Origin of the sequence: Lacrimispora sphenoides JCM 1415, from assembly GCF_900105615.1 — a bacterium.
Lineage (GTDB): Bacteria > Bacillota > Clostridia > Lachnospirales > Lachnospiraceae > Lacrimispora > Lacrimispora sphenoides.
In genome coordinates this window covers 4,324,309-4,334,604 of the sequence record NZ_LT630003.1, presented here as the reverse complement: position 1 = coordinate 4,334,604, position 10,296 = coordinate 4,324,309, and the positions used below count along the sequence as shown (strand labels likewise).

Annotated in this window: 8 protein-coding genes; 3 read left to right on the top strand and 5 right to left on the bottom strand. The window is 43.5% G+C overall.

Translation table 11 applies throughout. From position 1 onward, the window contains the following. Positions 1-81: 81 nt before the first annotated feature. The 5 genes from BMX69_RS19640 to BMX69_RS19620 all read right to left on the bottom strand — a co-directional run bounded on the left by BMX69_RS19640 (position 82) and on the right by BMX69_RS19620 (position 6,754). Positions 82-873, bottom strand: a complete 792-nt coding sequence (locus BMX69_RS19640; protein ID WP_100043297.1) for a response regulator transcription factor — start codon at positions 871-873, stop codon at positions 82-84. Continuing rightward, positions 866-2,590, bottom strand: coding sequence for a cache domain-containing sensor histidine kinase (locus BMX69_RS19635; RefSeq protein ID WP_100043296.1), 1,725 nt, complete (start codon positions 2,588-2,590; stop codon positions 866-868). The genes BMX69_RS19640 and BMX69_RS19635 overlap by 8 nt, the downstream gene beginning before the upstream one ends. Before the next feature lie 217 nt (positions 2,591-2,807). Next, positions 2,808-4,472 carry an ABC transporter permease gene (locus tag BMX69_RS19630; RefSeq protein WP_025230618.1) on the bottom strand — a complete coding sequence of 555 codons (1,665 nt, stop codon included), beginning with the start codon at positions 4,470-4,472 and terminating at the stop codon, positions 2,808-2,810. After that, positions 4,469-5,569 (bottom strand): ABC transporter ATP-binding protein, encoded by a 1,101-nt coding sequence (locus BMX69_RS19625; protein ID WP_100043295.1) that lies wholly within the window; start codon positions 5,567-5,569, stop codon positions 4,469-4,471. The genes BMX69_RS19630 and BMX69_RS19625 overlap by 4 nt, the downstream gene beginning before the upstream one ends. Positions 5,570-5,665: 96 nt before the next feature. Then, positions 5,666-6,754: an extracellular solute-binding protein gene (locus tag BMX69_RS19620; RefSeq protein ID WP_054791186.1), complete on the bottom strand. Its 1,089-nt coding sequence runs from the start codon at positions 6,752-6,754 to the stop codon at positions 5,666-5,668. Between the two features lie 301 nt (positions 6,755-7,055). Here BMX69_RS19620 and BMX69_RS19615 point away from each other — a divergent pair, with 301 nt between their 5' ends. The 3 genes from BMX69_RS19615 (at position 7,056) to BMX69_RS19605 (ending at position 10,154) form a co-directional block, all read left to right on the top strand. Then, positions 7,056-8,621, top strand: a complete 1,566-nt coding sequence (locus BMX69_RS19615; RefSeq protein ID WP_054791185.1) for a methyl-accepting chemotaxis protein — start codon at positions 7,056-7,058, stop codon at positions 8,619-8,621. A 124-nt stretch (positions 8,622-8,745) separates the two neighbouring features. Continuing rightward, positions 8,746-9,561, top strand: a complete 816-nt coding sequence (locus BMX69_RS19610) for a MerR family transcriptional regulator (RefSeq protein WP_054791184.1) — start codon at positions 8,746-8,748, stop codon at positions 9,559-9,561. 116 nt (positions 9,562-9,677) lie between these two features. Next, the gene (locus BMX69_RS19605) at positions 9,678-10,154 is read left to right on the top strand and encodes an SAM-dependent methyltransferase (RefSeq protein ID WP_054791183.1); all 477 of its coding nucleotides are present in this window, start codon (positions 9,678-9,680) and stop codon (positions 10,152-10,154) included. The last annotated feature ends 142 nt before the right edge of the window (positions 10,155-10,296 follow it).

Here is a 10,296-nt window from a genome sequence, read left to right as displayed (position 1 = left end):
GCGAATATTTTTTTATATGACCACGGAAGAATTTTCTGTGGTCCGTTTTCCTATGGAAACGGCAGTAGGAGATAGGGACTATTACTTCCCATCCCCTGCCTCCATAAATTTAGCAGGAGAGCAGCCTATATATTTCTTAAACACTTTAATAAAATACTTATATTCAGAAAATCCCACCATCTCAGCAATTTCATATACCTTATATTGATCTGATTTCAGAAGTTCCACAGCTTTCTGCATCCGGTAACGGTTCAAAAAATCATTGAAGGTGTAGCCGGTCTCGCTTTTGAATTTCGTATTCAGATAGGTACAGGAAAGATTATATACTTCGCTTAAATCGGTTAAGGAAAGACGGGAAGAATAATGCTCTTCGATATACTTTACCATGGAGCTCACATATTTATTTTTGAAGGTGACGGTTTCAGAAATATCTGTTTCTAATATGCCAAGCTTTTTCTTCTCCAGATCGATTTGCCGGATGTATCCCTTTATTCGTGTATTCGCTTCCAGTTTCTCGGTTATCTTAAGAATCGCATCATAAAGTTCTGTAAAATCCACGGGTTTTAACAGATATTCTGTGACGCCAAGGCGGATCGCCTTTTTTGCAAATTCAAATTCACTGTATCCGGATACGATAATGGCTTCATAACCGTATTCTTTAATGCTTTCTTCCAACATCTGCAGACCGTTCATGATGGGCATATTGATATCTACAATTACGATGTCGGGCTCATTGTCTTTGATCTTTTGGATGCCATCGACTCCGTCTATGGCTTCGCCTACGACTACGCAGTTGATTTCCTGCCAATTTACCATGAACATCAGACCTTTTCTGATGATATCTTCATCTTCTACAAGTAGAACCTTATACATAATAATCCTCCATATCTGCCGGCATGGTTACTGTGACCCGTGTGCCGGAACCTGGCTGGCTTTCGATGGTCACACCGTATCCAGGACCATATAACAGACGGACAACACGATGGGAATTATAGAGACCAATATGCTCCTTATATCCGTCCTCCAATTCCAGTCCGGCCCGCAGACTGGCAAGGCGTTCTCCATCAATCCCGCTTCCGTCATCCTCCACACACAGCTCCAGGAGGTCTCCATGCACTCGGCCTGTGATCGTAATGGAGATGGAGTGGGTATTTTTCATGCCGTGAACCAGGGAATTCTCCACAACCGGCTGCAGCAGCAGCTTGGGAATCCGGTATTCCAGCAGTTCCTCCGGAATATCAATATGATATTTTAGGCGTCGGTTATAGCGCATTTTTTGTAACAGGAGATAATCATTGATATATTCAATATCCGTTCTGAGGGAGACTATGGTGCTGCCATAATAGATGCTGTAGCGCATGAGTCTGGCGAAGGACTGAACCATATCAGAGGCTTTTGCCGCATCAATCATAATTTCATACCTTAGGGTCTCCATCACATTGAAAATAAAATGAGGGTTAAATTGTTCTTCTAATTGCTTGATTTCCATGGTCCGTTTTCGTTCGGACAGTTCACTGTTATATTTCAGCAGCTCTTCCCGCTGTATTACCATGTGGCGGTATGCATCATCCAGCTTCTGGAATTCATCAAATACTTTAGAACGGAGCTGATAGTCCATATTTCCTTTTCCCATCTGTTCAATGGATTTCTGGAGCTCATTGATGGCCAGAAGGTTTTTCTGGGTAATGTGTTCGGTTACAGGCAATGAAATAATGACCAGTAGGATGCCTACAATGAGCATGAATACAATGCCGTAAAACAGGAGATCTTTTTGATATTCAGTGGAAACCAGTGTATATAGGATTAAAGAACTCCCGGGAAGTGAGCTTTTTTGAATGTGATAATGTTTTCCATTGACCTTTACCACACTTCCTTCCTGCCAGTCCATCCGGTATTTTCCGGAAGGGTATTTGTCTATGGGGTCAGTCTGCTGGCGGCTGATAGAAAAGATAAGATTGTCATATCGGTCCGTGATGATAACATCATCCAGAGGATATTCGCGGATGATCTCATAAAGATAGGTATCCAGCAGGTCAAAAAACAGGTAGCCGGTAAGAGTGCCGTCCATTATCACAGCTTTGCCAAGAATTAAATCCCCTGCCTGTTCATTGGCATAGTTTAACCGGCTTGGCAGTGTGAAGATCTTTTCGGGCTGTTCCTGCATCTGACTGGTCATTCGGCGAAAGATATCACTTTCATGGAAAATCTCCTGGTTGCCGGCAAATAGGTTGCTGCTGACGATGCGTCCATTCTGGTCTAAGAGTGTAAATGATGAACGGATGGTCTGGGAGTTGGTAAAGTCATAAAGAAGCCGGTTGTTTGCGGTGATGTCGGCAGGGTCTGTGCTGTTTAGTGCGGTCTGAAGATCCGGATTTTGGGTGAGTTCGGTCAGTCCTTTTTGATAGAGAAGGAATTGTTGATCCAGGATGCCGGATAAGTGAATGTGATTTCTTTTATTTGGACCGGAGATTATCCATTGTACATTGATTAGTAGGAATAAAAGCACCAGCACAAATAATAGTGAGATGATGGATAGTGCGTATTTCATAAAGGATTTTTTGATATAGTCTTTGTACTGATTACTTTTCATGAGGGGGCCTCCGATTGTATGTTGGTGATGGCTGAGGGGGGGATAGCGTGTGGGGTTATAGGTATTATATCATAAGTCCGCAGTGTATCTCATAAAACCTGCGGTTTTATGAGATAACGGGCATTCGCCCTATGAAATAAGTCATGAAAAGATTTTCTTATGTGCAAGCACAACGAAAATCTTTTCATGACTTATTTCCCACTGCTCATTGCTTTCGCTAAATGCTGATATCATTGCTGCCCGTTAGTTTGAAGAATAAAAGCAGCGATAGAATACTGGTCAGAGTTAAGATAGTAGAGTAAGCAGCAGCATTACCAAAGTTGCTTCTTATAACCTCCGCGTATATAGCTACGGTAAGCGTCTGGGTCTTGCTGGTATAGAGTATGATGGATGAACTCAGCTCACTGATCAAAGTGATCCAGCTCATAATGGCGCCGGATAATACACCGGACATCATCATTGGAACTGTAATTTTTGCAAATGACTTCGTCTCTGAACAGCCCAGACTGATGGCGGCTTCCTCCACACTGGGACTGATCTGTCCGATGATGGCAGTACTGGAACGGATGGTATAGGGCATACGCCGGATGGACAGTGAGATGACAATAATGAGGGCGGTGCCGCTGAGGAGAAACGGTTTTGTGTTAAAAGCATATAAAAATGAGATACCCAGTACAGAGCCTGGTATGATATAGGGGAACATAGTGACCGTATCAAGGATATTAGTTAATATTGATTTTTTTCGTACAGTCAGGTACGAGATCAATATTCCCAGCACCACAACAATAGCGATGGCACACAGTCCGAATAAATAGGTGTTGAAAATAGCACCGTTGTTATTCTTGGAAAACAGTGTGTTTCGGTAGTTATCAAGCGAGAAGCCTCCGGTGTATACGCTTCCTCCTCCGGTAGCCAGGAAGGAAGTGAAGATAACGGTCAGCTGCGGAAGAATGGCGATGAGGACTACCAGGTATACAAACAAATGGGATAATACATTTTTAAGACCAGTGCAATGTTCTGCTTCCATGGGTTTTAGTGCGGTCATGGAATAGGTGTATCGGTTTCCCAGATAGCGCTGGAAGAAAAATAACAGCAGGGTGATGCCGATGATAATGACGCAGAGAGCAGCAGCAAAATGGTCATCGGTGCTGACCTCGCCCATAAACTGGCTGTACATCAAAACCGGGAATGTCTTATAACCTTCACCGATCAGCATAGGGGTACCAAAGTCGGAGAAGACTCTCATAAACACCAGTAAGGAACTGGCAAGCATGGTGGGCATGACCAGTGGCACGATCACTTGAACCACTCTCTGCATAGCACTGCAGCCCAGGCTTTCAGCGGCTTCATTTAAGGAGTTATCCAGGTTCTTAAGAGCGCCTGAGATATACATATAAACCAGTGGAAAGGATTGCAGAGAGAATACAAGTACAATTCCTGCAAATCCATAAATGCCGTTTAACTTCACATGAAACAGATCATTTAAGATTTTGGTGATAAATCCATTGCGCCCCAGTAACTGGATCCAGGCATAAGCTCCGATAAATGGTGGAGAAAGATAGGACATGACGATCAGGATATTTAAATACTTACTTCCTCTGATTCGTACACTTCGCAAAACATATGCCATAACCAGACCCAGAACAGCCGCCAGCAGGGTGGAAACAATGGTGACTTTAAAACTGTTTACCAGGGTGCTCCAGTAGTATTTTCTGGCGAAGAATTTACCGAAATATGCAAGACTGAAGGAACCATCCTCGGACAGCACGCTCTTATATAATATCAGAATTAAGGGGTAGACTACGAAGATGAGAAAAAGGCCGAGAATCCCCAGTGCCATAGCTACCCAGATATTGAACTTCTTTTCGCCGGCATATCTCATACCTGATCCCTCCTAACCACAAGATTTTTATTTCCGTCTTCGGTATAAACGTTGATCTTTTGAGGCTGTACAGCAAGACGGATGTCAGAGCCATCCGGAATGATATCCCAGATATCGGAATTTTGAATGACTTCAATTTCCTGGCCGTTTGCCAGGGTAACAAAATAATGGGTGGTAATGCCAAGAAATACACTGCTTTTTACTGTCCCAGGGATGCCGTCGCCGTCTGCCTGATTGATGATGAATTCTTCGGGGCGAACGGATACCTTGATATTCTGACCGTCTTTTACCTCATTGCTTAAATGATCCATAGGAACGGTATAATCCTGAATCTGAATGGAAGTTTCACCGTTTTTCACCGATGTTATGCCGGACAGGATATTGGATAAGCCGATAAAGGTAGATACAAACAGGTTTGCAGGGCGCTGGTAGATGTTCTTAGGCGTATCGATCTGCTGGATAACACCGCCGTTCATGACTGCGATCCGGTCTGATACAGCCAGAGCCTCCTCCTGGTCATGAGTTACATATACGGTGGTGATGCCTATCTGCTGCTGTATCCGCTTAATGGCATTTCTCATCTCCACACGAAGTTTCGCATCCAGGTTTGACAACGGTTCATCCATCAGAAGAACTTCGGGATGGATGACGATGGCACGCGCTAAGGCGACTCGCTGCTGCTGGCCGCCTGACAGCTTGGCGGGCATACGATTTTTTAAATGATCAATTTTAACAATTTTTAAGATTTCATCCACCTGGGCATCGATTTGTGATGCAGGTATTTTTCTGTTTTTCAGTCCAAAAGCCACATTGTCCTTGACTGACATGTGAGGAAAAATGGCATAGTTCTGGAAGACCATACCCATGTTTCGTTTGTTGGTGGGGATGTTGTTGATTACCTTCTGGTCTACCTTGATTTCACCGCCTTCGATGCTGTTAAAGCCTATGATCATTCGAAGCAGGGTCGTCTTGCCGCAGCCGGATGGCCCTAACAGGGTGAAGAACTCTCCAGGTTTAATATCCAGGGATAATCCATTGATAATGGTATCTTTTCCAAATCGTTTTACTGCGTTTTCTATACTGATAGCTACTCCCATAATTTCTGTCTCCTAACGTAATCCGTATTTTTTGGTACAAAAAGACTGCCCCTGACTGAGTCTCAGGCAGTCTTTTGTTTGGATCGATGAAGTTAATTAATCCATAGATGTTTCCATGTGCTCACTGAACAGATTGGTGATCTCTAATTTGTGTTCTGCTACCCATCCTTCATCATAGTTATCAAATAATTTAATCTCGCTTTGAGGTTTCATATAGTCAGCCAGAGTGGCGTCTTTTCTCAGCGGTCTTACGGTCAGTGTGGAACCGACTGCATTCTGAATCTTTTCAGACAGCATGTAATCTACAAATTTCTTTGCATTTTCCGGATGCTTGCAGTCTTTTAGAATCTGTACGGATTCTCCGGGGAAGATGGCTCCTTCTACCGGGAATATAACTTCTACTGCGGCACCTTCCTTAACATAGTTGGCAGCAGGATCTTCCCAGGTTAAGCCGACCACATATTCCCCTTCAGCCACGCCTTTATATACCTGGCTGGAGCTGTTGCACATCTTGCCGTCTAAGTTCGCGATAAACTTGTCTACATAGGCCCATGCTTCGTCTGAAAGGGGATCGCCGTCTTTGCCCATACCGTAAAGCATAGCCAGTAATGACTGGAATGCGGAACTGGAGTTTACAGGATCGCCGAATGCAATTTTTCCTTTTAATTCAGGATTTAATAAATCTTCAAATCCATCGATCTTCATATCGCCTTTTAAGTCCTTGTTTACGATCATGACAGTTGGATCTGCAAATGCAGGGGTAAAATAACCGGTGGTGTTTTTGAAAGCATCGATCATGTTGCCGTCTTCGGAAGATACATATTCCATGAACAGGTCTTTGGATGCGGATAACATGGTCTGGTCGGCGACCCAGAAGATATCGCCAAGCGGATTGGCTTTTTCTGACTGAGCTCTCTTTAACAGCTCTCCGGTTCCGGCGACGACCACCTCTACTTTAATGCCGGTGTCTTTTTCAAATTCAGGAATCACGGCATTGTTTAAGGATTCGCCGCGGGCGGTATAAACGACCAGAACAGGATCTTCCTCCCCTGTTGTCTGAGCGGCGGCTTCGGTTTTTCCGGTATCTGCCGCCGTGCTGTTATCTGCCGGTTTCCCGGAGCTGCAGCCGGTAGCTGCCAATGCCATGGCTAATAAGACTGCTGAAATTTTTACTGTTTTCTTCATGTGATTCTCTCCTCCCTGTTGGTGTTTCACTGGTTTATCTGATAATTACATTTTAGCTGTGGGGGTCAGAAATGTAAATCCGACAATATCACACAAAGGTGTAAAATACACAACTTATGAATGATTGTTGTTATTAATATAGGCTCGCTTTATGCGGGTTCGTAATCTGCTTGACTAGCTATATTATTTAGAGTAAGATATCTCCATAATTGACAAAATATGACAAATATTTTATAGCCAAGGAGTGTCATATGATTGTCTGCTAAATAACGCATTTACTAATCTTAAAGGAGATAAAAACGTGAGCATTAAGAAACTTATATACAACATAATGGCCTGCCTCGCAATTCTAAGCATTTTAAGTACTGGCCTGATGTTTCTGTTTTTGGACCAAAACCAAAGCAACGGAACGATTGTAAATTATTGCGGTGTTGTAAGAGGTGCAACACAGCGCATTATGAAGCTTCATTTACTTGATCAGCCGGTGGAAGAGCAGATCGCTAAGGTAGAGAAGGCCATGGATGGAATCATCGCAGGCGACAAAGCGCTTGGGCTTCCAGTGCCAAGAGACAAAGAGCTGGTTTCACAGATGCAGGAGATCCGTACATATTGGAAAGAGCAGATCCTGCCTCTTTTAAATGATAGACAGAATGAAAAGCTGTTGGAAAACAGTGAGGAGCTTTTTAACAAAAGCAATGCCGCTGTTTCTCAGGCTGAAAAATACTCCGCCCAGGGAATTATAAAGCTTAAGGCTATAAGCGCCATTACCCTGGTAATCAATCTGATCTCCATTTACTTTATTCTGATGATCATCCGCAGAAAAATCCTGATTCCGGTAAAAACCCTGGAAAATGGAATGGAGCGCCTGTCACAGGGTGATTTACAGAGCGAGATCGATTATACATCAACGAATGAACTGGGGATGCTGGCAAACAGCATGAGAATGTCCATTAACACGCTGTCCGACTATATTTCCCGCATTGGAGACTCCATGAAGCAGATGGAACAGGGGAATTTTGATTTGCCCTCCCAGCAGTATATTGGAGATTTTACCAATATCGGGCACTCCATTGAAACGTTTACCGCGCAGATTTCAGAGACCCTGGACCAGCTGCACCAGACCTCCGAGCAGGTATCTGCAGGCGCAGAGCATGTTGCGGCAAGTTCCCAGCTTCTGGCTGTGGGAGCTGCAGAGCAGAACGGCGCGATTGATGATTTATCCCATGCAGTAGAAACCATTGTAACAAAAATAGATTATACTACGGAAAACGCCAGTGTTTTTAACACCAAAGCCCAGACAATGGGTGTGAGCCTTGATGAGAGTGAGCAGCAGATGCGGCACCTGCTACAGGCTATGGAAGGGATCCAGAAAAATTCAGAGGAAATTATTAAGATTAACAAAACCATAGAGGACATTGCATTCCAAACCAATATCCTGGCATTAAATGCGGCTGTAGAAGCAGCAAGAGCAGGTGATGCAGGAAAGGGATTTGCCGTAGTGGCAGATGAAGTCAGGAATCTGGCGGCAAAGAGTGCGCTGGCGGCAAAAAACACTTCGGAACTTATAGACGTTTCTGTCAGATCGGTTGAAACGGGTAAGGATTTAACGGATTCCATGGCCACGATATTAAGCACTGTTTTAATGGATGCCAGAGAAATTGCAGCAGGTATCGGGGAGATCCAGTCGGCCTCTAAAGAGCAGAGCCTTTCTGTATCCCACATCACTGACAGTGTGGATAAGATTTCCGCAGTGGTACAATCCAATTCAGCAACCGCTCAGGAGAGCGCCGCTGCAAGCGAAGAGCTGTCTGCGCAGGCAAAGGTACTCAGCGGTCTGGCGAATCAGTTTACCTTAAAGAGAATGTGATTGATATAAAAAGGCGTCCTGCTGACAACCGGCAGAATGCCTTTTTTATTGGATTTACTTCAGTCGTGTATTTATTTGCAGTTTAAGGATATACACGATATAATTTCAATATAGAGGTGGTCGAATGTTTAAAATAGGCGAGTTTTCTAAATTAACGCAAGTATCAATCCGTATGTTAAGGTATTACGATGAAGCAGGTCTTCTAACGCCTGCGGCAACCGATCGGTTCACCAATTACAGGTTATATGCTGCGGAGCAGATTCCCGCTTTGAATAAAATAATCTTCTTGAGGGATTTAGGTTTTAATGTTTCTGAAATTGCGATTGCCCTTAATCATTGGGAAGATGGGTTTATTTCAAAGCTGCTTGAAGATAAGCGCCTGGAAATCGAGAATGTAATTAAAGCAGAACAGGAGAAACTATCAAAAATTGAGTTAGCTAAGAATGATATTCTAAGAGAAAAGATGGCAATAAACTATAATGTTTCGATTAAATCCATTCCCAGTTATCAGGTATTTTCTTTAAGACGCATTGTTCCCGATTATTATGCAGAGGGGCAGTTGTGGAAAGAAATGTCGGCCTTTGCAGATAAAAATAACATTCCTGTTTCGAGCGATACTTTTACCATATATCATGATAGGGATTACAGAGAAAAGGATGTAGATATGGAAATATGTGCGCCTGTGGCCCGGATGGGGGAAAATATAAACGGGTTTGTGTTTCGTAATACGGAACCCGTTCCCAATATGGCTTGTATGATGGTCTATGGACCTTTTGAAAATATTGCGGGGGCATTTCTTGCTTTTGCAAGCTGGCTGCAGGAACATAACCAGTATAAAATGATCGGGCAAAGCAGGCAAATTGTTCACTGTGGACCATGGAATGAGGAATGCCCCGATAAATACCTGACTGAAATACAAATCCCGCTGGAAAGAATATAGCAAAAAGCGTCTTGCAAAAATAATTGCAGGACGCTTTTTTTCATATTGACTCTCACATGATGTGAGGGTTTACATTGGATTTACAGGTAAAATAAAAAAATGTGGAGGAACGTACGATGCAAAATTTTCATGTAACCCCTATTGGTAAAATCAATGTCAACGAAGATGGAATGTTCATTGAGCTTGAACCGAAGTATATTCCCGCCTTGCAGGCGTTAGATGGGTTCAGCCATCTTAGTGTTATTTGGTGGTTCAGCGACTTTGATAACGAGCAAATGAGGAATACCATTGAAACCTCGCAACCTTATAAAAAATCTCCTGCAGTAATGGGTATATTCGCTACAAGATCGCCAGTTCGCCCTAATCCGATTGCACTGTCAACCGCACAAGTTATTCATATAGATTATGAAACGGGCATTATTCAAATTGCGTATATTGATGCGAATGATGGCACACCTGTACTTGATATAAAGCCATATACGCCGAGCCTGGACAGGGTGGAAACTCCCAGTGTACCAGATTGGTGCTGCCACTGGCCCATGAGTTTGGAGGAATCAGGAACCTTTCATTGGGAAGATGAATTTAATTTTTAACATACCGCTGCAAACAGAATCACACCATGGTATGGGCTGAATTTAGCCTGCTCCAACGGCATGGCAATTACGTTCGCAGCAAATTCAGTCCAATGGAACGGGCGGAAAAGGGGCGGGCAGGGCATGAAAAAAGCCGCAGGAT